Below are 23,558 nucleotides of genomic sequence, written 5' to 3' on the forward strand. Positions count from 1 at the left end.
TACGCTGACCGTTACTCGCTATGCAGCACATGTGCCGCCTTGACGGCTGCCGACGCGCGGTTCTCGACGCCGAGCTTCACATAGATCTGTTCCAGATGCTTGTTCACCGTGCGGGCAGAGAGGCCGAGGATGTCGGCGATGTCGCGGTTCGATTTGCCCTTGGCGATCCACAGCAGCACCTCGGATTCCCGTTGGGTCAGGGGGAAATGCTGGCGCAGCACCTCGTCGTCCGGGCGCTTGTTGGCGGCCGTGAGGCGGAAGAGATGTTCGTCGGCGCCGATCGCGCCGAGGAAGGAGAATTGCAGGCTCGCCTGGCCGTTCTGGACGAGGGCGAAGGCGGCGTCGCGGGCAAAGCCCGGCTTGTCGCGCTCTGCCATCCAGGCGGAAATCCGGTGGGAGACGATGTCGAGCCCATCGTCGCTGTTGGTCGCTGCGTTGATCAGCCGTGTCGCCTGGGGGGTCGACCAGTGGATCGCGCCACTCGCCTTGACCGCCAGCAGATGGCGGCCGGCGGCGTCGAGCGCCACGCGAGCGCTCTGGGCCGAACGGGCATTGGAAAGGTGCACCCGGATGCGGGCGCGCAGTTCGTCGATATTGATCGGCTTGGTCAGATAATCGACGCCGCCGGAATCGAGCGCGTTGACCACATGTTCGGTCTCTGTGAGGCCGGTCATGAAGATCACCGGCACCTGGGCGATGCCACCGTTGGTCTTCAGCTTGCGGCAGGTCTCGAAACCGTCCATGCCGGGCATGACAGCGTCGAGCAGGATGAGGTCCGGGGTAATGCGCTCGACGATGTTGAGCGCCGACTGGCCGGCGGTTGCGATCAGCACCGAAAAGCCGGATTTTTCGAGCGCTTCGGTCAGGAAGCCCAGCGTTTCGGGACTGTCGTCCACGAGAAGGACGATATCGCGCGGCAGAGCAGTTTCAGCCATCACTCGTCCTTTCTGCCTCAAGGCGGCTCAGGAATTTCATATAACCGGCAAGATCGAAGGCCTGTACGTAGGCGCCGAGTTCTTCCGTGAAGGGGCGGTGTTCTTCCTCCCGGGCGAGATCGGCGAGTTTCGCTTCGATACCGCGCACGTAGCCGATTTCGCCGAGCCGCAAAAGGTCCTGGACGTGGTTCGTCCCCGGACTTTTGATCGGTTTCTTCGGGCCGACGACCGCCGGAATCACCGTTTCGTTCTCGTAGATCCAGACGAGGCCGAGATGGGCGGCGAGCTTGTCGGCGAGCCTGCGGATATCGACCGGTTTGGCGATCGCGTCGTTGTGCCCCTCGTCGCCGGAATGGGTGGCGACACCGTCGCCGATATTGGCCGAGAGCATGACAATCGGCGCCACCTGGCCGATCTCGCGCAGCCGCGAGACGAGCTGCCAGCCGCTCATGCCGGGCATGGAGATGTCGACCAGGAACAGGTCCGGCGTCACGCCCTCGATGAGGGTCAGGCAGTCCGGCCCGCTATTGGCGGTCAGCACGACGAAATCCATCGGTACCAGCACTTCGCGCATCAGGTCGCGGTGGTCTTCGTTGTCGTCGACGAGGACGATGGTGCGGCGCGGGCCGGTATAGGAGACGATCTTCTTTTCCGCCGCCGGCGCGGTGTTCGGCCGCTCGATGGCGGACAGCATCAGCCGCACCTTGAAGATCGAGCCTTCGCCCTTGGTGCTGGCGACCGCGATCTCGCCGCCGAGCGTGTTGGTGAGGAGCTGGGTGATGGTGAGGCCGAGACCGAGGCCGGGCATGGGCCTGATGCTCTCCGCCTCGCCACGCTGGAAGGGCTCGTAGATGCGGCCGAGATCCTTTTCGGCAATGCCCCGGCCGGTATCGGAGACGGTGAAGGTGGCGACCTGGCTGCGATAGGCGACGTCGAATTTCACGGTGCCTTCGTCGGTGAACTTGATGGCATTGGAGAGCAGGTTGACGAGGATCTGGCGCAGCCGCTTTTCATCGGTGCGGACATATTGCGGTAACGCCCTCGCGCGCTCGTGCTCGAAGGTGAGGCCCTTGGCCTGCGCCTGCAAGCCGAACATCTCGACGATCTGGTCCAAAAAATCCTGGATGTTGATCTCGTTGGAATAGACCTGCAGCCGGCCGGCCTCGATCTTGGAAATGTCGAGCAGACCGTCGATCAGGCCTGACAGATGGTCGGCCGAACGCTTGATGACCTTGATCGCCGATTGGCGCGGCGCGGGGATCGTCTCGTCGCGCTCGAGGATCTGGGCGTAACCGAGCACGGCGTTGAGCGGCGTTCGCAGCTCATGGGAAAGGCCGACGACATAACGGCTCTTGGCGCGGTTGGCGGATTCGGCCGTCTCCTTGGCCTCCTGGAGCGCCGCGTCGGTCTTCTTATGGGCGGCGATTTCCTTCAGCAGCAGCGTGTTCTGGCGAGAGGATTCCTCTTCCGCCACCACCCGGCTGTCATGGGCGAGCACATAGAACCACGAGACGATGCCGGCGATGATTGCAAAGACGAAGAAGACGATCAGCACCGTGCCGTAGATCACCTCGGCATTGACGGGTGCGGCCCGGCTGACCTGATAGGCGATCATGCCGAGGATCGTGCCGATCACCGAGATCGACAGCACGGCCGTCGTCGCATAACGGCCAAGGCGCGTCGTCAGCCGGGTGATGACGCTGTCCGGCAGGAAGGATCGGGCGACGGTGCCGATCTGGGTGTTGAGCCGTGCATGCGGCTTGCACATGTCGTGGCAGCGGCTGTCGAGCGAACAGCAGAGCGAGCAGATCGGCGCGGCATAAGCGGGGCACCAGGCCATGTCCTCGTGCTCGAACGGGTGCTCGCAGATGGAGCAGGTGATCGAGCCGACATGTCTCCAGCTCTGGCGCGGTTTGCGTGCGAGGTAGAATTTGCCCTTGGTGGCAAAGGCGAGCGCCGGCGAGATCAGGAAGGCGACCAACGTCAGGTAGGTAGCGAGCGAGGCCATCAACGGGCCGAACAGGCCGAAATGGGCGGCGAGCGCTATCGCGGCTGAACCGAACATCGCTCCCAAGCCCACCGGGTTGATGTCGTAGAGATGGGCGCGCTTGAACTCGATGCCTTCGGGCGACAGGCCCAGCGGCTTGTTGATCATCAGATCGGCCGAGATGGTGCAGAGCCAGGCCATGGCGACGATCGAGAAGATGCCGAGCGTCGCTTCGAGCAGCCGGTAGATGCCGAGCTCCATCAACAGCAGTGCGATCACCACGTTGAAGACCAACCAGACGACGCGGCCGGGATGGCTGTGGGTGAGGCGCGAGAAGAAGTTCGACCAGGCGAGCGAGCCCGCATAGGCGTTCATCACGTTGATCTTCAGCTGCGAAACGACCACGAAGGCCGCCATCAACAGCAGGGCGGCCGTATCGTTCGGGATCATGTAGCCGAAAGCCGCGAAATACATATGCGCGGGATCGGCGGCCTCGCGGATCGGCACGGCGGTCGAGAGCGTCAGCACCGCGAGGAACGAGCCTGCTAGGAGTTTCGGCACGCCGACCACCACCCAGCCGGGGCCGGCGAGAAAAACGGCGAACCGGTGCCGCCACTTGTCGAGGCCCTCCGGCGGCAGGAAGCGCAGGAAGTCTACCTGCTCGCCGATCTGCGGCATCAGGGCGAGGATGACGGCGGAGGCCGCGCCGAACTCGACTAGGTTGAAGGGCGCCGGACCGGCCACCTCGGCGTTCGAGTGGCCGATCCCGGCAAAGGCGCGCCAGAGATCGAACTTCTCCCAATCCATGAAGGCGATGAACACGAAGGGGAGGATGTTGAGGATGATCCAGAACGGCTGGGTGATAAGCTGAAAGCGGGAGATCAGCTGCACGCCGTAGATGACCAGCGGGATCACCACCACGGCGCTGATGATATAGCCGATCCACGGCGGAATGCCGAAGGCGAGGTCCAGCGCGCCGGTCATGATCGAGGCCTCGATCGCAAACAGCATGAAGGTGAAGCTCGCGTAGATCAGCGAGGTGATGGTCGAGCCGATGTAACCGAAGCTCGCGCCGCGGGTCAGAAGATCGATATCGACGCCGTGGCGGATCGCGTAACGGCTGATCGGCCAGCCGATCGCCAGCATGGCGATGGCGGCTGCGACGATCGCGAAAATTGCGTTGGTGGTGCCGTAGGAGAGGGTGATCGTGCCGCCGATGGCCTCCAGCGCCAGGAAGGAGATGGCGCCGATGGCGGTCTGGGAAATGCGGCTGGAGGAAAACCGGCGGGCACTCTTGGCGGTGAAACGGAGGGCGTAGTCCTCCAGCGTCTGGTTGGCGACCCAACGATTGTATTCACGCCGAACGGGAATGATGCGTTGCCGCGCTGCCATGCCTAATTTCTAGCACCTTCTGAGGGAAGACTGTCAATTGTGCACTTTCGGCTGAGGCGCGGCGTTTTGCAAGCAAAGTATGATGCGGTGCGGTAAATCCCCACCGCATCCTGGAAGCCGGTCACATGGTGCGGGTTGGGCGCACCACAATCTCGTTTGTATCCACGTCTTCAGGCTGGTCGATAACATGGAGAACAGCGCGGCCGATCGCATCGGGCGTCAGGGCGATGCTGCGATAGGTCTTCATCGCGTCCGCCGCGACCGGATCGGTGATCGTCCCGGCAAGCTCGGACTCCACCACGCCCGGATAGACGCAGGTGACGCGGATCTTGTCGTTCTCCTGGCGCAGTCCGTCGGAGATTGCCCGCACCGCGTATTTGGTGGCGCAATAGACCGCCGCGGTCGGCACCACGCCGAGGCCGCCAATCGACGAGATGTTGATGATCTGGCCGTACCCCTGGCCGTTCATGATCGGCAGAACGGAAGCGATGCCGTAGAGCACGCCGCGGATGTTCACGTCGATCATCCGATCCCATTCCTCGACCTTGAGCGACGACATCAGCGACAGCGGCATCAGCCCGGCATTATTGACGATGACGTCGATGCGGCCGAATTCGGCAAGCGCGAATTCCGCGAACGCCTGAAAATCCTGCCGATCGGTGACGTCGAGCCGGCGAATCCGCGCCGTGCCGCCGGCCGCGGCGATCTCTTCCGCCAGTACTTCCAGCCGGTCGGTGCGGCGGGCGCCGAGCACGACCTTGGCACCGGCCGCGGCGAGAATGCGCGCCGTGCCTTCGCCGATGCCGCTGCTGGCGCCGCTGATAAGAACCGCCTTTTCAGTGATTTGAGTCATGTTGCTGATCCTCTGTGGCAGGCAGCGGCGGCATGCCGCTGCGGGCAGGGGATCTATGCCGCGGATGTGCGGGAAAGTGGTATCAAGGTCCTCCGCAGTTCTTGCACGATCGTCCGAGCCTGCATCTGCTGCTATTTCAGTAGTGGCCAGAGCGTTAGGACCAGCAGTAGCGCCATGACGAAGTTGAACCATTTGAGCCGCGCCGGATCGGACAGGAACCGCCGAAGCGCCACGCCGAAGCCGGCCCAGACGGCGACGCTCGGCAGGTTGACGATGGCGACGACGAGCGTGATCAGCACGACCGACACGAAGGGGTTTTCGGCGCTGGCATAAGCGGCCATGGCAGTCAGCGCCGCGACCCAAGCTTTGGGGTTCACCCACTGGAAGGCTGCGGATTCGAGGAAGGTGAGGGGGCGGGCGGCGCTGGCGTCACCATGGGGGACGGAGCGGGACATGGCGATCCGCCAGGCAAGGTAGAGCAGGTAGGCGCCGCCGGCGATCTTCAATGCCAATGCGAGCGGCGGATAGGCCGTCAGCAGGGCGCCGAGGCCGAAGCCGACTGCCAGCAGCACCGATGAAAGGCCGATGGTGATGCCGAGGATTTGCGGCACGGTGCGCCGGAAGCCGAAATTGGTGCCCGAGGCAAGCAGCATCAAATTGCTCGGTCCCGGCGAAACCGAGCCGACAAGCGAGAAAAGGGCGATTGCAAGAATGGTTTCAAAGGCCATGGCAAAGGGTCTCCCACGCGGGGAGGCTGCTCCCGGCGGCGTCAGGGTGTCTGGTTGTTCAATCGAGATTCCGGTGGTGGCGAGATTCTAGAGGTGGCGGATGCCGAGCTTGCTGCCCCATTTGCCGTTCAGGTAGTCGCAAACGAGCCGGCGATGGCAATGGTGCGGCTTGTCTTCCGAGCAGAGCAGACAGGAGCCATCGAACTCTTCCGCCTTGAAGTGATCTTCCACCTTGCGTTCAGTCATCAAGCCAAGGAAATCATTCTGGAAAACATTCCAGTCGCCCTTCTGCTTCTTGAAGGCAGTCATGATCTCCTCGGTCGGCGCAAGCAGCGGTTCGTGCACATAACCGGCGCCGCAGATCGTTTTCAGGAAGAAGGCGAGGTCGTCGGATTTGGCAAAACCGGCGAGCTGCGAGGTGTTGTGGAGGCGCACGTCCAGGACCCGCTTGACGCCGGCCGCCCTGATGCGACCGAAGAAATCTTCGGCGGTCGTCTTGGTGAAGCCGATCGTGGTGACATCCATGCTCATGCGTCTCTTCTTATCGCAACGGGCTCGGTTAGGCGACGTTTTCAGGCTGATATTCCCCCACGCGGGCTCGGTTGCCCATTGTCAATATTGACAATGTTGATAGTATTTTTGCCATGAAACTACAGATCCTTGCGCTCGATCCCGTCTTCGATACCGGCCTGTCGACCATGCTCGACGTGTTCACCATGGCGAACGAGCTTGCGGCGATGCTGTCGCTCGATGTGCCGGCCTTCGACGTGGCGGTGATCGGCGTGCGCAGACAAGTGAAGACGGCGCACGGACTTGCCGTGCCGATCTCCGGAAGTTTCGATCCAAAGGCCGGCGGCTGGCTGGTGGTGCCGGCGATTGCCTGCAAGATGCCGGACGTGCTGGTGCCCGCCCTCGGCCGTCCCGACATCCGCGATGCGGGGGCGGTGCTGCGCGAGGCCAAGGCGGCGGGCATGAACATCGCCGCCGCCTGTATCGGCACGTTCGTTCTGGCCGAATCCGGCCTTCTCGACGGTGAGAAATCGACGACCAGCTGGTGGCTCGCGCCCCTCTTCCGCCAGCGTTATCCCTCCGTGCAACTCGAAGACGGCCATATGCTGGTGAAATCCGGCTCGCTGGTGACGGCGGGCGCGGCACTCGGCCATATGGACATGGCGCTCTGGCTGGTACGGCAGGTGAGCCCGGAGCTTGCCGGCCTTGTGGCGCGCTACCTCATCGTCGACAATCGGCCGTCGCAGTCCGCCTACGTGATCACCGACCATCTTTCTCATGCCGATCCGCTGGTGCAGCGTTTCGAGCGCTGGGCACGCGGTCGTCTCGGGGAGGGGTTTTCGCTGGACGACGCGGCCGATGCGGTCGGCGCCAGCAAGCGGACGCTGGCGCGGCGCATGCAGCAGGTGCTCGGCAAGACGCCGCTCTCCTATTTCCAGGATCTCCGTGTCGAGCGCGCCGTGCATCTCCTGAAGACCAGCGACAAGAGCCCCAACGAAATCGCCTCACTCGTCGGTTATGCGGATGGCGTTACGTTGCGGGCATTGCTGCGACAAAAGACAGGCCACGGTGTGCGCGAGGTGAGGGGCGGGCGGCTAGGCTAGACCTCCTTGCGCCGCAGCAGGTAGTCCAGACCGCCGACCCGGAACCACCGAGAGGCATATGCATCGAGCAGGAGCCGGTGCCGGCCGTTGGCGTCCGCCTCGCTGTTGCCGCCGTCCGCGATATCGATGAGCAGATCGCCGTGTTCGCCGACACCGACCACGAACGTGACTTCGACCGGCCTCGAATGCAGGTTGTGGACGATCAGCACCGAATTGTCGCGCCAGTCATAGCGGAGCGCCAGCACTCCGTTGTCTCCGGTGTTGAGGGCGGTGCAAGCGCCCCAGCCGATCTCTGGCACTTCCTTGCGCATGCGGATCAGGCGTTCCGTCCAGTTCAGCATCGAGTCGGGATCGCGTCGCTGCTCCGCGACGTTCAGATATCTGAAGCCGAGCGGCCCTGCGCTGATGACCGGCAGGACCGGCTTGTCGTTCTTGGTGAACCCGCCATGCGGCTCGGCCGACCATTGCATCGGCGTGCGGGCGCAGTTGCGCTCCGGCAGCGACAGGTCGTCGCCCATGCCGATCTCGTCGCCGTAACGCAGGACGGGCGTGCCGGGCAGCGAAAACAGCAGGCTGTAGGCGAGTTCCAGGCGCCTCCGGTCGTTCTCCAGCATCGGCGCCAGCCGCCGTCGGATGCCGCGGTCGTAAAGCTGCATGTTCTTGTCAGGCCCGAATTCCGAAAACACTTTCTGGCGCTGTTTTTCGGTCAGGCGACCAAGATCGAGTTCATCGTGATTGCGCAGGAACATGCCCCATTGTCCCGTTTCAGGCCGATCGCTGGTATTGACGATCGCTTTTGCCAGCGGCCGGGCGTCTCCCGAGGCAAGCGCATAAAACAGGGCCTGGTTGACGTGAAAATTGAACATCATCTGCATGCGGTCGCCATCGTCGCCGAAATAGGCGAGGTTCTCCTTCGGCACGACATTGGCTTCGGCAAGGATGATCGAATCTCCGAGCCGCCATTGCAGGAATTCGCGAAAAACCCGGAGCATGTCGAACTGCGCCCTCGGCTTTTTCACGTCGGCGCCCTTTTCGGCGATCACGAATGGCACGGCATCCATGCGGAAACCGGAAACGCCGAGCTGGATCCAGAAACCCATGATCTTGAGGATTTCCGCCTGTACATGCGGATTGGAGGTGTTGAGGTCCGGCTGAAACTCGTAGAAGCGATGAAAGTAATATTGTTTGGCCTTTTCGTCATAGGTCCAGGTCGTCTTCTGCACGCCCGGAAACACCATTCCCTCGTTGGCGTTCGCCGGTTTCTTGTCGGACCAGATATACCAGTCGCGATAGTAGGATTCCGGATTGCTTCGGGCGTCCTGGAACCAGGGGTGTTCAATGGACGTATGGTTGACCACGAGGTCTATCAGCACCCTTATGCCGCGCTGCCGGGCGCCGTGGGTGAATTCGACGAAATCGCCGAGCGTGCCGTAGCGCGGGTCGACATTATAGTAGTCGGAGACGTCGTAACCGTCGTCCCGGCCGGGCGAGGTCTGGAACGGCATCAGCCATACGGCGCTGACGCCGAGACCGGAGATATAGTCCAGCCGCCGTTGCAAGCCCTGGAAATCCCCGATCCCGTCGCCATTGGAATCCATGAAGGTCTCGACGGAGAGGCAATAGACGACGGCGTTCTTGTACCAGAGGTCGTTGATCACGGGTTCGAGCTCCTCGGGTGGTTGGCGGATCCGGGGAGGCAAGCGCGTGAGGCGCAGAAATGTTCCCGAGAGGGAACGGCCTGGCCGAAGATTTACGCGGCGCGGTCTCCCCGCAGCGGGTGCCAGACTGAAATGTCGCGCGGGCTGGCGAGCAGATCCGGCAGGGCCGCGTGCCAGGCTTCGCGATAGGGACGCTGCAACTGCACGTCCAGGACGTCCTGATGATCCTCCCATGTCTCGTGGAGCATCACGTGGTTCTCGTTGTCGGGATCGGCATGCAGCATGGCATTGTGGAACATCGGTTCGTGCCGCAGGGCATCGAGCACGCCGTTCAGAAGAACCATGAAGCGATCGCGCTGGGCTGGGAGGATATCGAAACGGATGACATAGGTGATGGGCATGGGCTGATCCTTTCACGCTGCAAAGCTGGATCCTGGGATAGATGCCATCGGTCGCCGGGTCGATTACCTCGGAGGTCATATATCGCGCGCGCAATGCTCGCTTGCCGTCAAGGATGACGGTCTCTTACCGGAAGAGAGACAGGATGTTTTGCGCGTCCGAATTGGCGATGGAAAGCGACTGGGTCGCGAGTTGCTGCTGGACTTGCAGTGCCTTGAGCCTGCTCGACGCCTCGCTCATATTCGCATCGACGAGGCGCCCGATGCCTCTGTCGAGACTGTCCGCGAGACTGTTTCCAAATGCTTCCTGCATCGCGATCCTCGACCTGAGCGAGCCAAGGTAGGCGCCGGCCGATATGACCTTCTGCTGCATCTCGTCGAGAACCAAGGTAATTGTCGGAAAATCGATGTCGGGATCGGTGACGTCGATATCGAGAATATCGATACCCTCCGGCGGCAGCGTCCGGGTGTGGACGGGCGGCTGGACGGTGATCAGCTCTGCGGCGAGAGGAATGATGGCGCGAAAGAAGATATTCGGCGTCCCGCCCTGAGCCGTCAACAAGGCGTCGGAGGGCGCCTTGTTGAGAAACGTTGCCTGCTGGAGGACTTTCGCCCAATCGGCAGCGCTTTCAATATCTCCGTCGAAGCCGTATCCTATTTCCCCTCCGAGCGCCTGATCGACGACACTTTTGGTGATGACGAACGTATCGTTCGACGTACCCACCGAAAAGTCGACCGTGATGACATCGAATTTCGTGATCGTGAAGGGTTGGTCGAATGCCGGGCCTGGCACGTCGCCATAACCCGATGTCGAAAATCCGAGCAACCCACCGAGCGTGCCGAGGCCATAACCGAGATCCGGATCAGGCTCCTTCTGCAGAATTCCGCCGCCGCCATTCTTGAACAGTGCGACTTTCGACAGATCGACGTCGATGGTCCCGACGGAGACGGTTCCATCCTCGCTGCGATCGAACGATGATACGACAGACGTCTTCGCGCCTGCTTCGCTAACCTCGCCCTGCATGTCCGACCGCAACCAGTTCTGGCCGGCGAAGCTTGCGGAGTTGGATATCGAGACGATCTGCTGCTTCAACTGATCCAGCTCTTCCTGGATCTTGTTCTTGTCTATTCCGTCCTGCTGGGCGGAAACGACCTTGGCCATGAACGCCGCCAGGATATCGGTGGTCGCAGCAATGCCTTCATAGGCCGTCTCGACCTTTGCGGCTCCGAGGCCAAGGGCGTCCTGCACGGCCGAGAGGGCGCCATTGTCCGATCGCATGGTGGTAGCGATCGACCAGTAGGCGGCGTTGTCTGAGGCTTGGTCGACACGCAAGCCGGTCGCGACCTGCCGCTGCGTGCCCAACATCTGGCTGTCGAGGGAACGAAGCATTTGGAGCGCAGAAGCAGCTCCAGCATTCGTGAGGATGCTACTCATGGGATCTACACCGAAACAACTCCCCCGCCCTACATAAGCGTTGGGTTATAAAATCCAAATATGGTTAATATATCATGAGTATGATCGATAGGGGCCTTGCCGGCGCTATCTGACCTGAAGCGTGCCAGCTGATCATGGGATTTCCCCCGCGGCGCAGTTCTTCCCCCTTCTCCCCCTCCGGTACGTCATTCGACGTATACGGTTTTGCGATGCAGCAACGGATAGTCGCTTAAGCAACGGTTAAGTTCTTCGTTGCGGACGAACGAGAAGAGGGGTTCGAACCAATGACATTCAAATCCAAACTGGGTGGCGCGCTGCTCGCTGCCGTAATGTCGACGACGGCGCTGCAGGGTGCTTTCGCCGCTGACGACACCATCAAGATCGGTGTTCTGCACTCGCTTTCGGGCACCATGGCCATCTCTGAGACCACCCTCAAGGATGTCATGCTGATGCTCATCGCCGAACAGAACAAGAAGGGCGGCGTGCTCGGCAAGAAGCTCGAAGCCGTCGTCGTCGACCCGGCCTCCGACTGGCCGCTGTTCGCCGAAAAGGCCCGTCAGCTGATTTCCAAGGACAAGGTTGCCGCCGTTTTCGGTTGCTGGACCTCGTCTTCGCGCAAGTCGGTCCTGCCGGTCTTCGAAGAGCTGAACTCGATCCTGTTCTACCCGGTCCAGTACGAGGGTGAAGAATCCTCGCGCAACATCTTCTACACGGGTGCCGCTCCGAACCAGCAGGCGATCCCTGCCGTCGACTATCTGGCCAAGGAAGAGGGCGTCAAGCGCTGGGTCCTCGCCGGTACCGACTACGTCTATCCGCAGACGACCAACAAGATCCTCAAGGCCTATCTGATGTCGAAAGGCGTTGCCGAGTCCGACATCATGATCAACTACACGCCGTTCGGTCACTCCGACTGGCAGACGATCGTCTCCGATATCAAGAAGTTCGGCTCGGCCGGCAAGAAGACCGCCGTCGTCTCGACCATCAACGGCGATGCCAACGTTCCGTTCTACAAGGAACTCGGCAACCAGGGCATCAAGGCTGAAGACATTCCGGTCGTCGCCTTCTCGGTCGGCGAAGAAGAGCTCGCCGGTCTCGACACCAAGCCGCTCGTCGGTCACCTGGCCGCCTGGAACTACTTCCAGTCCGTCGATGCCGATGTGAATGCCGAATTCATCAAGGAATGGAAGGCTTTCACCAAGAACGACAAGCGCGTCACCAACGATCCGATGGAAGCCGCCTATATCGGTTTCAACGCCTGGGTAAAGGCCGTCGAAGCCGCCGGCACCACCAATACCGATGCCGTGCTGGACTCGATCATCGGCGTCTCCGTTCCGAACCTGTCGGGTGGCACGTCCACCGTCATGCCGAACCACCACATCACCAAGCCGGTGCTGATCGGTGAAATCCAGGCTGATGGCCAGTTCGACATCGTTCAGGAAACTGCGCCTGTGGTCGGCGATGAGTGGTCCGATTACCTGCCGGACAGCAAGAACCTGATCTCCGATTGGCGCAAGCCGATGTCCTGCGGCAACTTCAACGTTGCTTCCGGCAAGTGCGGCGGCAAGGGCAGCTGATCCGATCGCCTCTCGATGTTCATCGACATCATCGCGGGCGGCGTTCAGTCGCCCGCGATCTCGCAAGGGGGTTCCAATGACGAGCAAAGTTCCTTTCCGCGTTCTGCAGAGCCTTGGTCTTCTGCTCTGCCTGATGTTTTCCTTCGCCGCGCCGTCGTTCGCGCAGCAGACCGATCCCAAGCCGCTGATCGACGCGCTCTCCAAGGCGGATTTCGGCGAAGCTGAAAAACTGATCGGCCAGCTCGCTGCCACCGGTGATGCGCGGCTCGTGCCGGCGCTGAATGCCTTTTCCGAGGGTGACCTCTATTTCCGCAAGTCCGATAACCTGGTGTTCATCGGCAAGGCAGCCGGCTCCAATTACGAACTGATCGATCCGGTCACCGGTGTTTCCGCCGGACAGGCCGCCAAAAACACGGTCACCAAGATCAAGATCAACAACAGTCTTCGCCGCGTCATCCGCTCGGCCATGGGCGGCCTGACGCTGATGAGCCCGGATCGCGGGGTCCGGCTGCAGGCGGCCGATGCGGTGCTCCGCTCGCCGAGCGCCGAAAACCTCGAACTCCTCGAAACCGCGATCTCCAAGGAGACCGACGGCGAGGTCAAGGCCCGCATGGTAGAGGCGCGCGCCGTGTCGCTGCTTTCCTCCGACCGCTCCATCGATGAAAAGCGGGCCGCGATCCAGACGATCAAGAATTATGGCGGCCGCAACGCGATCGGCATTTTGATGGGCGCATCCGCGTCGCTCGATCCGAGCCTCAAGGGCGATGTCGATGCGGCGATCGCCAGCATCGAAAGCGGCCAGAGGCTCTGGGATGTCGGCCAGAACGTCTGGTACGGCGTTTCGCTCGGTTCGGTCCTGCTTCTGGCGGCGATCGGGCTCGCGATCACCTTCGGCGTCATGGGCATCATCAACATGGCGCATGGCGAAATGGTCATGCTCGGCGCCTATTCCACCTTCGTGGTGCAGCAGGTCATCCGCGACCATGCGCCCGGCCTGTTCGACTGGTCGCTGGCGATCGCGCTTCCGGTTGCCTTCCTCGTCACCGGCGCCGTCGGCATGGTCATCGAGCGCGGCGTCATCCGCTTCCTCTACGGCCGGCCGCTCGAAACGCTGCTTGCCACCTGGGGCGTCTCGCTGATCCTGCAGCAGACGATCCGCTCGCTCTTCGGGCCCACCAACCAGGAAGTCGGCAATCCGTCCTGGATGTCCGGTTCCTTCCCGGTCGGCGGCATGACGATCACCTGGAACCGCATGTGGATCATCGCCTTCTCGCTGTCGATCTTCGTGGCGCTGCTGGTGGTGATGAAGAAATCCTCCTTCGGCCTCAACATGCGCGCCGTCACCCAGAACCGCCGCATGGCGTCATCGATGGGCATCAAGACGCCCTGGGTCGACGCTTTCACCTTCGCCCTCGGCTCCGGCATCGCCGGCATCGCCGGTGTCGCGCTCTCCCAGATCGACAACGTCTCGCCGAACCTCGGCCAGAGCTACATCATCGACAGTTTCATGGTCGTGGTGTTCGGCGGCGTCGGCAATCTCTGGGGCACGCTGGTCGGCGCACTGTCGCTCGGGGTACTCAACAAGTTCCTTGAACCCTCGGTCGGCGCCGTGCTCGGCAAGATCCTGGTTCTGGTGCTGATCATCCTGTTCATCCAGAAACGTCCGCGCGGCCTGTTCGCGCTCAAGGGAAGGGCGGTGGAAGCATGATTTCCGGGTTTGTCTTCCGCGCCCTCGAGGGCCGCATCGTCGTAGCCGTCGGCATCCTTCTCGGTATCGGCATCCTGGTGCCGGCGCTCAACCTCTTGACCCCTGCAGATAGCGCCCTTCACATCCCGACCTATGCCATGTCGCTGTTCGGAAAGTATCTCTGCTATGCGCTGCTGGCGCTGGCGCTCGATCTCGTCTGGGGTTACTGCGGCATCCTCTCGCTCGGCCACGGTGCCTTCTTCGCGCTCGGCGGTTATGCGATGGGCATGTACCTGATGCGCCAGATCGGCCCGCGCGGCGTCTACGGCAACCCGATCCTGCCGGATTTCATGGTGTTCCTGAACTACAAGGAACTACCGTGGTTCTGGCATGGCTTCGACTGGTTCGTCTTCGCCATGGCGATGGTGATCGTCGTTCCCGGCCTGCTTGCCTTCATCTTCGGCTGGTTCGCCTTCCGCTCCCGCGTCAACGGCGTCTACCTGTCGATCATCACCCAGGCGATGACCTACGCCCTGCTGCTTGCCTTCTTCCGCAACGACATGGGGTTCGGCGGCAACAACGGCCTCACCGACTTCAAGGACATCCTCGGCTTTTCCGTCCAGGCGGACGGCACGCGTGCGGTTCTGTTCTTCATGTCGGCGCTGATGCTGTCGCTCTGCCTGATCCTTGCCTCGGCTATCGTCCGTTCGAAGTTCGGCAAGGTGCTGGTCGGCGTGCGCGATGCGGAAAGCCGGGTGCGCTTCCTCGGCTTCCGGGTCGAGAACATCAAGCTCTTCACCTTCGTCGTCTCTGCCATGATGGCCGGGATTGCAGGCGCGCTCTTCGTGCCGCAGGTCGGCATCATCAATCCCGGCGAATTCGCGCCGGCCAACTCGATCGAAGTGGTCGTCTGGACGGCCGTCGGCGGCCGCGGCACGCTGATCGGCCCGATCATCGGCGCAATCCTCGTCAACGGCGGCAAGAGCTTCTTCACTGGCGCCTTCCCGGAAGTCTGGCTGTTTGCGCTCGGCGGCCTGTTCATCGCCGTGACGCTCTTCCTGCCGAAGGGCATCGTCGGGACGATCCAGCACGGCTTCAAAGCCCGCAAGGCGATGAAGGCTGCGGCGGATGCCGAAAAGGGCAGGGGCGGTACTGAGACGGTCGCCCAGGCCCAGGCGGCGGAATAGGGGCACGCAACCATGAACATGATTTCCGAAACACGACAGAAAAGCCTGCTCTATCTCGAAAACGTCTCCGTCTCCTTCGACGGCTTCAAGGCGCTGAACTCGCTGTCCTTCGTGGTCGAACCCGGGGAACTGAGGGCGATCATCGGCCCGAACGGCGCCGGCAAGACGACGATGATGGACATCATCACCGGCAAGACACGGCCTGATACCGGCACGGTCCTGTTCGAGGATACGATCGACCTGACCAAAAAGGACGAGGCGGACATCGCCCAGCTCGGCATCGGCCGCAAATTCCAGAAGCCGACCGTGTTCGAAAGCCACACCGTCTGGGACAACCTGGAACTGGCACTCAACCGGTCGCGCGGCGTGTTCGCCACCTTGTTCTACACGCTGTCGGCGGAGGATAAGGCTCGCATCGAGGAGATCCTCGAGACGATCCGCATGACCCACCGCAAGAACGAGTATGCCGCCAATCTCAGCCACGGCCAGAAACAGTGGCTGGAGATCGGCATGCTGCTCGCCCAGGAACCGAAGCTGCTTCTGGTCGACGAACCTGTCGCCGGCATGACGGATGCGGAGACGGCCGAGACGGCGGTTCTGCTCAAGGAAATCGCCAAGACCCGGTCGGTGGTCGTCGTCGAACATGACATGGGCTTCATCCGCGAACTCGGCGTCAAGGTGACCTGCCTTGCGGAAGGTTCGGTACTTGCCGAAGGCTCGATCGATTTCGTCTCGAGCGATCCGAAGGTGATCGAGAATTATCTGGGGCGCTAACATGCTGACAGTCAACAACGTCAATCTTCACTATGGCGCAGCGCAGGCGCTGCGAGGCGTTTCCATTCATGCGGATATGGGCAAGATCACTTGCGTGCTGGGGCGGAACGGCGTGGGGAAGAGTTCTCTTCTCCGCGCCGTCACCGGCCAGCATCCGGTCAGCGCCGGTACGATCAGCTTCCAGGGGGAAGTCCTGAACGGTCTTGCGCCCTATAACCGCGCCAAGCACGGCATCGGCTACGTGCCGCAGGGCCGGGAAATCTTTCCGCTCCTGACAGTCCAGGAAAATCTCGAAAGCGGTTACGCGCCGCTCGCCCGCAAGGACAAGTTCATCCCGGACGAGATCTTCTCGCTGTTTCCGGTGCTGAAATCGATGCTCGGCCGGCGAGGCGGGGACCTGTCAGGCGGCCAGCAGCAGCAGCTTGCGATCGGCCGCGCCATGGTCACCCGTCCGAAGATCCTCGTGCTCGACGAGCCGACCGAAGGCATCCAGCCGTCGATCATCAAGGATATCGGCCGGGCGATCCGCTACCTGCGCGATTCAACCGGCATGGCCATTCTCCTGGTGGAACAGTATCTGGACTTCTGCCGGGAGCTGGCCGACCAGGTCTACATCATGGATCGTGGCGAGATTGTGCACGAAGGGGCGGCCGAGACTCTGGATACGGCAGAAGCAAGGCGGCATCTGACCGTCTGAGACCAGTATTTTTACTGGTGAATGTTTGTATCACGTTGCAGCACTTCGTGCGTTTCAAGGGCCGCTAATATATGTTAACAACACTGCGTTTTCAGGGCATTCCGCATATTTGTTGACAACCCCCGCACCCCATGATGAGGCGCTGATGGTCTTTGCACGCGTTGCCGGTTTCTTCTCTCGTTCCGCTCTTACACGCATGGTTGCTGTAGGAGCGGTTTTTTTGGGCGCCACGACCTTTCTCGGGTCCATGACCGGCAGCGCCCTTGCCGCAGGCTGCGGCCAGCCGATGGAAGCCGGTCGCCACAGGATCACCATCGAGACCGACGGCATCGCCCGTTCGGCCATCTATTTCATTCCATCGTCCTATACCGGCAAGGACAAGGTTCCGCTGGTTTTCGATCTCCATGGTAGCCACAGCAACCCTGAAGGGCAGCTGAACAGAAGCTCCTGGGACAAGATCGCGGAGAAAAACGGCTTCATCGTTTTGGCGCTGCAGGGCAGCCTGCCTGGAAGCTCCGCCGGCACCTATGCCTGGAACGTGCCTTTCGTCACCGTACAGCAGGGCGGCCTCGACGAGATCGCATACATCAAGCAGGCCCTGAATACCGCAAAACAGCAGTTCTGCGTCGATCCGGCCCGCATCTATGCCTCCGGTTATTCCGGTGGCGGCCGCATGTTGTCGGCCTACCTCTGCTCCGGTCATGACGATTTCGCAGCCGCCGGCTTCGTGCATTCGCTGCGCGCCGGCCGTCCGGTCGAGGCCGACGGCAAATGGGCTCCGGATGCGCAAGGCTGCAATCCCGCCAGGCCCATCTCGATCATGGCCTTTGCCGGCGTCAAGGATGCAGCCAACCCTTACGCGGGCGGCGGCAATACCTATTGGCAATACGGATTCAAGACAGCAATCCAGCGGTGGACCGAACTCGACGGCTGCAAGGGCAATGGCGACGTAAAGACCGTCGACGGCGTGACCTTCAGTCTCTACGGTACCTGCAAGAACGGGGCACGCGTCGCATCCTACGTCTTCGCCAACGGCACGCATGACTGGCCGAAACCGGTTGCCGCCACGGAAGCTGTGATCGCTGCCGCCAAGGACGGTGCCGCGAGCGTCACCAAGGTGGCCGCGGTCACCGTTGCCAAACCGGCGTTCGACGCCAATGTTGATCCGGCTTCACGGATGTGGGAGTTCTTCGGCAAGGCCGACAGCACCGACGTGATCGCCACCGCAGCACCCGCCAAGATCGGTTCGGCGGCCAAGTCTGGCACGGGCGTTGCATCGGGCTGCGGAACCGAAGCCGATCTTCAGGGGACGACGTGCAACAGCAACCAGCCGATCGATATGCGCCGCAGCGGGCAAGGGGTGCAGGACGCCTTGTAACCAAGGCTTTCGGCGGGCGGACACGGCTCGCCGAATTCTACCAGGAAGGCTGCGCAAAAATTCGCCTTCCGGAAACATTTTCGCCTGAAATGGAGGCGATTTTAATCAATACGTCGGGGGGACTGACGGGCGGCGACGTGATCGAATGGTCCGTCGCCGCTGCCGCTTCCACAAGACTGGCGGTCACCACCCAGGCGAACGAGAAGATCTACAAAGCCTCGTCCGGCACGGCCTCCGTCTCCACCCATGTCACCGTCGGCGAAGACGCCTCGGTCCACTGGCTCCCCCAGGAAACCATCCTTTTCGACCAATCCTCGCTGACCCGCCGGCTCGACGTCGATCTTTCCGAAAGGTCCGAATTCCTGGCCGTCGAGGCGGTTTTGCTCGGTCGCAAGGCGATGGGCGAGGCGGTCGCGAACGGTTTCTTCCGCGACCGCTGGCGGGTGCGCCGCTCTGGCCAGTTGATCCATGCGGAAGAGATGAAGTTCGAGGGCGAGATCGAGCAGCTTTCCCAGGCCGCCGCCGTGCTCTCCGGTCAGGTCGCCTTCGCGACGCTGTTTTACACCGGCCCGCTCGCCGAAATGCTCTTCCCGAAACTCCGCCAGATTGTCGACGGCACGCCCGGCGGAGCCAGCCTGTGGACCGGCGGAGCCAGCTACTGGAACGGCAAGCTGATCGCCCGGCTGGTGGCGCCAACCGGCTTCGACTTGAGAAAAATCCTGACACCGGCAATTTCCGTATTGCGTAACGGCGCGCCAGTGCCGAAAGTCTGGAACATCTGATCTTACAGCGGGATTCCCATGAACCTGAGCCCACGAGAAAAAGACAAACTGCTGATTTCCATGGCGGCGATCGTCGCGCGACGCCGGTTGGATCGCGGGGTCAAGCTCAACTATCCGGAAGCGATCGCCCTGATTACCGATTACGTGGTGGAAGGTGCGCGCGATGGCCGTTCGGTCGCAGACCTGATGGAGGCCGGCGCCCATGTCGTCACCCGCGACCAGGTTATGGACGGCATTGCCGAGATGATCCACGACGTGCAGGTGGAGGCGACTTTCCCGGACGGCACCAAGCTCGTCACCGTCCACGAACCGATCCGCTGAGGAGGAGGTCCATGCTGGAACTGCGCCCCAATTGCGAATGCTGCGACAAGGATCTGGCCCCGGAAAGCCGCGAGGCGATGATCTGCACCTTCGAGTGCACGTTCTGCGCCGATTGCGCCACCGACGTGCTGAAGGGCACCTGCCCGAACTGCGCCGGCGAGCTGGTTCGCCGGCCGGTGCGCACGGCAGCGGCGCTCGCCCGCCATCCAGCCTCCACCAAACGTGTTCTGAAGGCTGAGGGCTGCGCGCCCAAGGCGGCTTGAAGGAGAATGCCATGATCCCCGGTGAAGTGATTGCCGCAGAAGGCGAAATCGAGCTCAATGCAGGTCTTCCGACGGTGACCATAAAGGTCGCCAATACCGGCGACCGGCCGGTGCAGGTGGGCAGCCATTACCATTTCTTCGAGACCAATAACGGGCTCTCCTTCGACCGGGACAAGGCGCGCGGCATGCGTCTCGATATCCCGGCCGGCACGGCTGTCCGTTTCGAACCCGGCCAGATGCGGGAAGTGACGCTGATCCCGCTTTCGGGCAAGCGCGAGGTCTATGGCTTCCAGCAGAAGATCATGGGTGCGCTGTGAAGCCCGCATTCGCGTTTTCCGCCGCGTTCATGGCGCTTCTTGCCATGCCGGCGGTGGCACAGGAGCCAAAGGCAAATTGCAAGAACCCGCAGACGCAGATGGAGATGAACATCTGCTCGCAACGCGACTACGAGGCCGCCGACAAGGCTCTTAATGCCCAGTACCAGACAACCCGCAAGGCGATGAAAAAATGGGATGCGGATAGTTCCGCGGACCTCAAAGGCGCCGAGGATGCGCTCGTCAAGGCGCAACGCGCCTGGGTCGTCTATCGCGACGCGCAATGCATCTCCTCCGGCTTCCAGGCCCATGGCGGCTCGATGGAGCCGATGCTGATTTCCGGATGTCAGGCGGACCTCACCCGCAAGCGCATTGAGGAACTCAAAGAGCTGACCGAGGCGATGGGGAACTGACACGCATGTGTGGAGAAATTGCCAAGGTAGGGAATTTTTGATAAGTAGGGAGAAGTAAGAAAGTTAGGGAGCGATGGCAATGGGTAGATTCGAGGCGAAGACATCCATGAAGGGACAAGCCACAATTCCGGTCGAGGTCAGGAGGGCGCTCGGCTTGCCTCCGGGCGGTCTGGTGCAGTTCATCGTCGACGACAACGGCAAGGTTTCGGTCGTGGCGAAGAAGAGCGGGCTTTCGCACATCAAGGGAATTTTCGGAAAGGCGGATGGCCCTATCGACATCGACGAGGCTATCTACGAGACTGTGAGGCGCCGCACGGCCATCGACCGGCAGGAGGATGATCCTTGATCGGTATCGATACCAATGTCCTGGTGCGCTACGCCCTTGACGATGATCCACACTGGTCGCCGATCGTCACACGGTTCCTCGATACGCAACTATCCCCGCAACGGCCGGGTTACATTAATCCCATCACCCTTGTCGAACTAGTGTGGACACTGCGGCGCAAGCCCGAATACGACCGCTCCAAACTTGCCGATCTCATCGAAAGCCTTCTCGCATCGGACAGTCTCGTACTTGGCGAGGCTGAGGCGGTCGAGCGCGCCGTTGCAGCTTTCAGGCAAGGGGGAGCGGGCTTTGCCGATTATCTGATCGCCGAGCTCAATGAAGCCGCCGGTGCTTCTCCAACCGTTACCATCGATCGCGGCGCGGCCAAGAAGGCGCCCTTTGTTTCACTTTCCGAGAAGGTCTGAACCATGCCCCACAAGATGTCCCGCGCCTCCTATGCCAGCATGTTCGGTCCGACCACGGGCGACAGGGTGCGGCTTGCCGATACCGAATTGTTCATCGAGGTGGAGAAGGATTTCACCGTCTATGGCGAAGAGGTGAAGTTCGGCGGCGGCAAGGTCATTCGCGATGGCATGGGGCAGAGCCAGGCGACGCGGGCGGAAGGCGCCGTCGATACGGTCATCACCAATGCGTTGATCGTCGACCATTCCGGCATCTACAAGGCTGACGTCGGTTTGAAGAACGGCCGCATCCACGCGATCGGCAAAGCCGGCAATCCGGATACCCAGCCGGGCGTGACGATCATCGTCGGCCCGTCCACCGAGGCGATCGCCGGCGAGGGCAAGATCCTGACGGCCGGCGGCATGGATGCACATATCCATTTCATCTGCCCCCAGCAGATCGAGGAGGCGCTGATGAGCGGCGTCACGACCATGCTTGGTGGAGGCTCCGGCCCGGCACACGGCACGCTTGCCACCACCTGCACCGGCGCCTGGCATATCGAGCGGATGATCGAGAGCTTCGATGCCTTCCCGATGAACCTCGCGCTCGCCGGCAAGGGCAATGCGTCGCTTCCCGCACCGCTGGAGGAAATGATCCTCGCCGGTGCCTCGTCGCTGAAGCTTCACGAGGACTGGGGTACGACGCCGGCCGCGATCGACAACTGCCTGACGGTTGCCGACGCCTTCGACGTGCAGGTGATGATCCACACCGATACGCTGAACGAAAGTGGTTTCGTGGAGGATACGGTCGCGGCCATCAAGGGCCGCACCATCCACGCCTTCCACACGGAAGGGGCGGGCGGCGGCCACGCGCCCGACATCATCAAGATCTGCGGCAATCCGAACGTCATCCCGTCCTCGACCAACCCGACCCGGCCCTACACAATCAACACGCTTGCCGAACATCTCGACATGCTGATGGTCTGCCATCACCTGTCGCCGTCGATCCCGGAAGACATCGCCTTTGCCGAAAGCCGCATCCGCAAGGAGACCATCGCTGCCGAAGACATCCTCCACGATCTCGGCGCCTTCTCGATCATCTCCTCCGACAGCCAGGCCATGGGCCGCGTCGGGGAAGTGGCGATCCGCACCTGGCAGACGGCCGACAAGATGAAGCGCCAGCGCGGCAGCCTGAAGGAAGAAACCGGCAATAACGACAACTTCCGCGTCAAGCGCTACATCGCCAAATACACGATCAACCCGGCGATTGCGCACGGCGTTTCCCACGAGATCGGCTCGGTCGAGATCGGCAAGCGGGCGGATCTGGTGCTCTGGAGCCCGGCCTTCTTCGGCGTGAAGCCGGAAATGGTGCTGCTCGGCGGCTCGATCGCGGCCGCACCGATGGGCGATCCGAACGCCTCGATCCCGACGCCGCAGCCGATGCACTATCGGCCGATGTTTGCGGCCTACGGCAAGCTGCGCACCAATTCGTCCGTCACCTTCGTCAGCCAGGCTTCGCTGGATGCCGGCCTTGTCCAGCGCCTCGGCGTTGCCAAGAAGCTGGTGGCCGTCAAAAACACCCGCGGCGGCATCTCCAAGGCCTCGATGATCCACAATTCGCTGACGCCGCATGTGGAGGTCAACCCGGAGACATACGAGGTACGGGCCGATGGCGAACTCCTGACCTGCGAGCCCGCAACCGTGCTGCCGATGGCGCAGCGCTATTTCCTGTTCTGAGGCGCAGGCACCTCGGAGCCCACTCATGAAGACGTTTTTGCGCCGGCTCCTCGCTGCGGTTCTGTTCTTGGTTGTCGCGGTGGCAGGCGGGACGTTCATTCCGCGGCCGCTGTTTGCGCCGAGCCGGGCGGCGGAACCGGCGGCGCAAAGGCGCATCCTGGTTCTGTCCAATCCGATCCACACGGACATCGCCATTCCGCTGGCTGAGGATACCCGCGCCGCCTTTGCTTTTCTGGAGCGGTCCGGAATCCCCGTTGCCAATCCCGGTGCGGAATGGCTGGTGCTCGGTTGGGGTGGGCGGGCCTTTTATCTTGAAACGCCGACCTGGGCGGACTTGAAACCGCTTCCGGTGTTGCGGGCGCTGACGATCGATAGTTCGGTCATGCATGTGGATGTTGCCGGCGGGATCGATGAAAGCCATCCGGCGGTGATGCCGATCGACCTGGAGACGGCGGAATACCAGCGGCTTTTGGCGTTCATCCAGACGAGCTTCACCCGTCAGGCAGGCGAGGTGGCTGTGGTGCCGGAGGCGGGTTATGGCGATAATGACCGGTTCTTCGAGGCGAACGGCTATTTCAACGCGGTTGTCGGCTGCAACACGTGGGCAGCCGCGGCACTTCGCGCCGCCGGATTGCGCACCGGCCTCTGGAATCCGTTGCCACAGACGCTTACCCTCTCACTCAAGCTTTTCAATTGACCCCGGAGT

Annotated in this window: 24 protein-coding genes; 16 read left to right on the plus strand and 8 right to left on the minus strand. The window is 61.9% G+C overall.

The window, feature by feature from the left end:
* Positions 1–11: 11 nt before the first annotated feature.
* The 5 genes from C5J26_RS02270 to C5J26_RS02290 form a co-directional block, all read right to left on the minus strand.
* Entirely contained in the window at positions 12–935 is a 924-nt protein-coding gene (locus C5J26_RS02270; protein WP_105400334.1) for a response regulator transcription factor, read from the minus strand.
* The gene (locus C5J26_RS02275) at positions 928–4,314 is read right to left on the minus strand and encodes an ATP-binding protein (protein ID WP_105400335.1); all 3,387 of its coding nucleotides are present in this window, start codon (positions 4,312–4,314) and stop codon (positions 928–930) included. The genes C5J26_RS02270 and C5J26_RS02275 overlap by 8 nt, the downstream gene beginning before the upstream one ends.
* Before the next feature lie 121 nt (positions 4,315–4,435).
* Positions 4,436–5,167 carry an SDR family oxidoreductase gene (locus C5J26_RS02280; RefSeq protein ID WP_105400336.1) on the minus strand — a complete coding sequence of 244 codons (732 nt, stop codon included), beginning with the start codon at positions 5,165–5,167 and terminating at the stop codon, positions 4,436–4,438.
* 131 nt (positions 5,168–5,298) lie between these two features.
* Positions 5,299–5,895 carry a LysE family translocator gene (locus tag C5J26_RS02285; protein WP_105400337.1) on the minus strand — a complete coding sequence of 199 codons (597 nt, stop codon included), beginning with the start codon at positions 5,893–5,895 and terminating at the stop codon, positions 5,299–5,301.
* 87 nt (positions 5,896–5,982) lie between these two features.
* Positions 5,983–6,420: a DUF488 family protein gene (locus C5J26_RS02290; RefSeq protein WP_105400903.1), complete on the minus strand. Its 438-nt coding sequence runs from the start codon at positions 6,418–6,420 to the stop codon at positions 5,983–5,985.
* A gap of 119 nt (positions 6,421–6,539) precedes the next feature.
* Between C5J26_RS02290 and C5J26_RS02295 the strand changes: the two genes are divergently transcribed.
* The gene (locus tag C5J26_RS02295) at positions 6,540–7,508 is read left to right on the plus strand and encodes a GlxA family transcriptional regulator (RefSeq protein ID WP_105400338.1); all 969 of its coding nucleotides are present in this window, start codon (positions 6,540–6,542) and stop codon (positions 7,506–7,508) included.
* On the opposite strand, the gene C5J26_RS02300 is transcribed toward C5J26_RS02295, so the two are convergent.
* From C5J26_RS02300 to C5J26_RS02310, 3 genes are all read right to left on the minus strand, one after another.
* Positions 7,505–9,166, minus strand: a complete 1,662-nt coding sequence (locus tag C5J26_RS02300; protein ID WP_105400339.1) for an alpha-amylase family protein — start codon at positions 9,164–9,166, stop codon at positions 7,505–7,507. The two genes, C5J26_RS02295 and C5J26_RS02300, sit on opposite strands and share 4 nt — an antisense overlap.
* A 92-nt stretch (positions 9,167–9,258) precedes the next feature.
* Positions 9,259–9,567 (minus strand): putative quinol monooxygenase, encoded by a 309-nt coding sequence (locus C5J26_RS02305; protein ID WP_105400340.1) that lies wholly within the window; start codon positions 9,565–9,567, stop codon positions 9,259–9,261.
* Between the two features lie 124 nt (positions 9,568–9,691).
* Positions 9,692–10,999, minus strand: a complete 1,308-nt coding sequence (locus C5J26_RS02310) for a flagellin (RefSeq protein ID WP_105400341.1) — start codon at positions 10,997–10,999, stop codon at positions 9,692–9,694.
* Between the two features lie 284 nt (positions 11,000–11,283).
* On the opposite strand from C5J26_RS02310, the gene urtA reads away from it, so the two are divergent.
* From urtA to C5J26_RS02385, 15 genes are all read left to right on the plus strand, one after another.
* Positions 11,284–12,573: an urea ABC transporter substrate-binding protein gene (gene urtA, locus C5J26_RS02315; RefSeq protein ID WP_046603671.1), complete on the plus strand. Its 1,290-nt coding sequence runs from the start codon at positions 11,284–11,286 to the stop codon at positions 12,571–12,573.
* 133 nt (positions 12,574–12,706) lie between these two features.
* The gene (urtB, locus tag C5J26_RS02320; protein ID WP_105400904.1) at positions 12,707–14,281 is read left to right on the plus strand and encodes an urea ABC transporter permease subunit UrtB; all 1,575 of its coding nucleotides are present in this window, start codon (positions 12,707–12,709) and stop codon (positions 14,279–14,281) included.
* Positions 14,278–15,447, plus strand: coding sequence for an urea ABC transporter permease subunit UrtC (gene urtC, locus C5J26_RS02325; protein WP_105400342.1), 1,170 nt, complete (start codon positions 14,278–14,280; stop codon positions 15,445–15,447). The genes urtB and urtC overlap by 4 nt, the downstream gene beginning before the upstream one ends.
* Before the next feature lie 12 nt (positions 15,448–15,459).
* On the plus strand, positions 15,460–16,221 hold the full coding sequence (urtD, locus tag C5J26_RS02330; protein WP_105400343.1) for an urea ABC transporter ATP-binding protein UrtD: 762 nt from the start codon (positions 15,460–15,462) through the stop codon (positions 16,219–16,221).
* Between the two features lies 1 nt (position 16,222).
* Complete coding sequence (urtE, locus tag C5J26_RS02335; RefSeq protein ID WP_007762131.1) at positions 16,223–16,918, plus strand: urea ABC transporter ATP-binding subunit UrtE; 696 nt, start codon at positions 16,223–16,225, stop codon at positions 16,916–16,918.
* A 220-nt stretch (positions 16,919–17,138) separates the two neighbouring features.
* On the plus strand, positions 17,139–18,296 hold the full coding sequence (locus C5J26_RS02340; RefSeq protein WP_172745734.1) for a PHB depolymerase family esterase: 1,158 nt from the start codon (positions 17,139–17,141) through the stop codon (positions 18,294–18,296).
* Positions 18,233–19,078, plus strand: coding sequence for an urease accessory protein UreD (locus C5J26_RS02345; protein ID WP_105400345.1), 846 nt, complete (start codon positions 18,233–18,235; stop codon positions 19,076–19,078). The genes C5J26_RS02340 and C5J26_RS02345 overlap by 64 nt, the downstream gene beginning before the upstream one ends.
* 18 nt (positions 19,079–19,096) lie before the next feature.
* Positions 19,097–19,399 (plus strand): urease subunit gamma, encoded by a 303-nt coding sequence (locus tag C5J26_RS02350; RefSeq protein ID WP_105400346.1) that lies wholly within the window; start codon positions 19,097–19,099, stop codon positions 19,397–19,399.
* A gap of 11 nt (positions 19,400–19,410) precedes the next feature.
* Positions 19,411–19,662: a DUF1272 domain-containing protein gene (locus C5J26_RS02355; RefSeq protein WP_046635148.1), complete on the plus strand. Its 252-nt coding sequence runs from the start codon at positions 19,411–19,413 to the stop codon at positions 19,660–19,662.
* An 11-nt stretch (positions 19,663–19,673) separates the two neighbouring features.
* Positions 19,674–19,979: an urease subunit beta gene (locus C5J26_RS02360; RefSeq protein WP_038544563.1), complete on the plus strand. Its 306-nt coding sequence runs from the start codon at positions 19,674–19,676 to the stop codon at positions 19,977–19,979.
* A 29-nt stretch (positions 19,980–20,008) separates the two neighbouring features.
* Positions 20,009–20,389, plus strand: coding sequence for a lysozyme inhibitor LprI family protein (locus tag C5J26_RS02365; RefSeq protein WP_105400905.1), 381 nt, complete (start codon positions 20,009–20,011; stop codon positions 20,387–20,389).
* A gap of 79 nt (positions 20,390–20,468) precedes the next feature.
* Positions 20,469–20,735: an AbrB/MazE/SpoVT family DNA-binding domain-containing protein gene (locus tag C5J26_RS02370; protein ID WP_046600988.1), complete on the plus strand. Its 267-nt coding sequence runs from the start codon at positions 20,469–20,471 to the stop codon at positions 20,733–20,735.
* Positions 20,732–21,139: a PIN domain-containing protein gene (locus C5J26_RS02375; RefSeq protein ID WP_105400347.1), complete on the plus strand. Its 408-nt coding sequence runs from the start codon at positions 20,732–20,734 to the stop codon at positions 21,137–21,139. The genes C5J26_RS02370 and C5J26_RS02375 overlap by 4 nt, the downstream gene beginning before the upstream one ends.
* Before the next feature lie 3 nt (positions 21,140–21,142).
* Positions 21,143–22,852, plus strand: coding sequence for an urease subunit alpha (gene ureC, locus C5J26_RS02380; RefSeq protein ID WP_105400348.1), 1,710 nt, complete (start codon positions 21,143–21,145; stop codon positions 22,850–22,852).
* Positions 22,853–22,877: 25 nt separating this feature from the next.
* Positions 22,878–23,549, plus strand: a complete 672-nt coding sequence (locus C5J26_RS02385) for a TIGR02117 family protein (RefSeq protein ID WP_105400349.1) — start codon at positions 22,878–22,880, stop codon at positions 23,547–23,549.
* Positions 23,550–23,558: the final 9 nt, after the last annotated feature.

Source organism: Neorhizobium sp. T7_12, assembly GCF_002968535.1.
GTDB lineage: Bacteria > Pseudomonadota > Alphaproteobacteria > Rhizobiales > Rhizobiaceae > Neorhizobium > Neorhizobium tomejilense.

Bases quoted from the DNA above. Each gene is read 5' to 3' on its own strand.
- urtB (WP_105400904.1), top strand. From the start codon at position 12,707: ATGTTTTCCTTCGCCGCGCCGTCGTTCGCGCAGCAGACCGATCCCAAG.
- C5J26_RS02365 (WP_105400905.1), top strand. From the start codon at position 20,009: ATGGCGCTTCTTGCCATGCCGGCGGTGGCACAGGAGCCAAAGGCAAAT.
- C5J26_RS02385 (WP_105400349.1), top strand. From the start codon at position 22,878: ATGAAGACGTTTTTGCGCCGGCTCCTCGCTGCGGTTCTGTTCTTGGTT.
- C5J26_RS02290 (WP_105400903.1), bottom strand. From the start codon at position 6,420: ATGGATGTCACCACGATCGGCTTCACCAAGACGACCGCCGAAGATTTC.
- ureC (WP_105400348.1), top strand. From the start codon at position 21,143: ATGCCCCACAAGATGTCCCGCGCCTCCTATGCCAGCATGTTCGGTCCG.
- C5J26_RS02285 (WP_105400337.1), bottom strand. From the start codon at position 5,895: ATGGCCTTTGAAACCATTCTTGCAATCGCCCTTTTCTCGCTTGTCGGC.
- C5J26_RS02270 (WP_105400334.1), bottom strand. From the start codon at position 935: ATGGCTGAAACTGCTCTGCCGCGCGATATCGTCCTTCTCGTGGACGAC.
- urtD (WP_105400343.1), top strand. From the start codon at position 15,460: ATGAACATGATTTCCGAAACACGACAGAAAAGCCTGCTCTATCTCGAA.
- urtE (WP_007762131.1), top strand. From the start codon at position 16,223: ATGCTGACAGTCAACAACGTCAATCTTCACTATGGCGCAGCGCAGGCG.
- urtC (WP_105400342.1), top strand. From the start codon at position 14,278: ATGATTTCCGGGTTTGTCTTCCGCGCCCTCGAGGGCCGCATCGTCGTA.
- C5J26_RS02295 (WP_105400338.1), top strand. From the start codon at position 6,540: ATGAAACTACAGATCCTTGCGCTCGATCCCGTCTTCGATACCGGCCTG.
- C5J26_RS02305 (WP_105400340.1), bottom strand. From the start codon at position 9,567: ATGCCCATCACCTATGTCATCCGTTTCGATATCCTCCCAGCCCAGCGC.
- C5J26_RS02275 (WP_105400335.1), bottom strand. From the start codon at position 4,314: ATGGCAGCGCGGCAACGCATCATTCCCGTTCGGCGTGAATACAATCGT.
- urtA (WP_046603671.1), top strand. From the start codon at position 11,284: ATGACATTCAAATCCAAACTGGGTGGCGCGCTGCTCGCTGCCGTAATG.
- C5J26_RS02350 (WP_105400346.1), top strand. From the start codon at position 19,097: ATGAACCTGAGCCCACGAGAAAAAGACAAACTGCTGATTTCCATGGCG.
- C5J26_RS02355 (WP_046635148.1), top strand. From the start codon at position 19,411: ATGCTGGAACTGCGCCCCAATTGCGAATGCTGCGACAAGGATCTGGCC.
- C5J26_RS02360 (WP_038544563.1), top strand. From the start codon at position 19,674: ATGATCCCCGGTGAAGTGATTGCCGCAGAAGGCGAAATCGAGCTCAAT.
- C5J26_RS02310 (WP_105400341.1), bottom strand. From the start codon at position 10,999: ATGAGTAGCATCCTCACGAATGCTGGAGCTGCTTCTGCGCTCCAAATG.
- C5J26_RS02280 (WP_105400336.1), bottom strand. From the start codon at position 5,167: ATGACTCAAATCACTGAAAAGGCGGTTCTTATCAGCGGCGCCAGCAGC.
- C5J26_RS02370 (WP_046600988.1), top strand. From the start codon at position 20,469: ATGGGTAGATTCGAGGCGAAGACATCCATGAAGGGACAAGCCACAATT.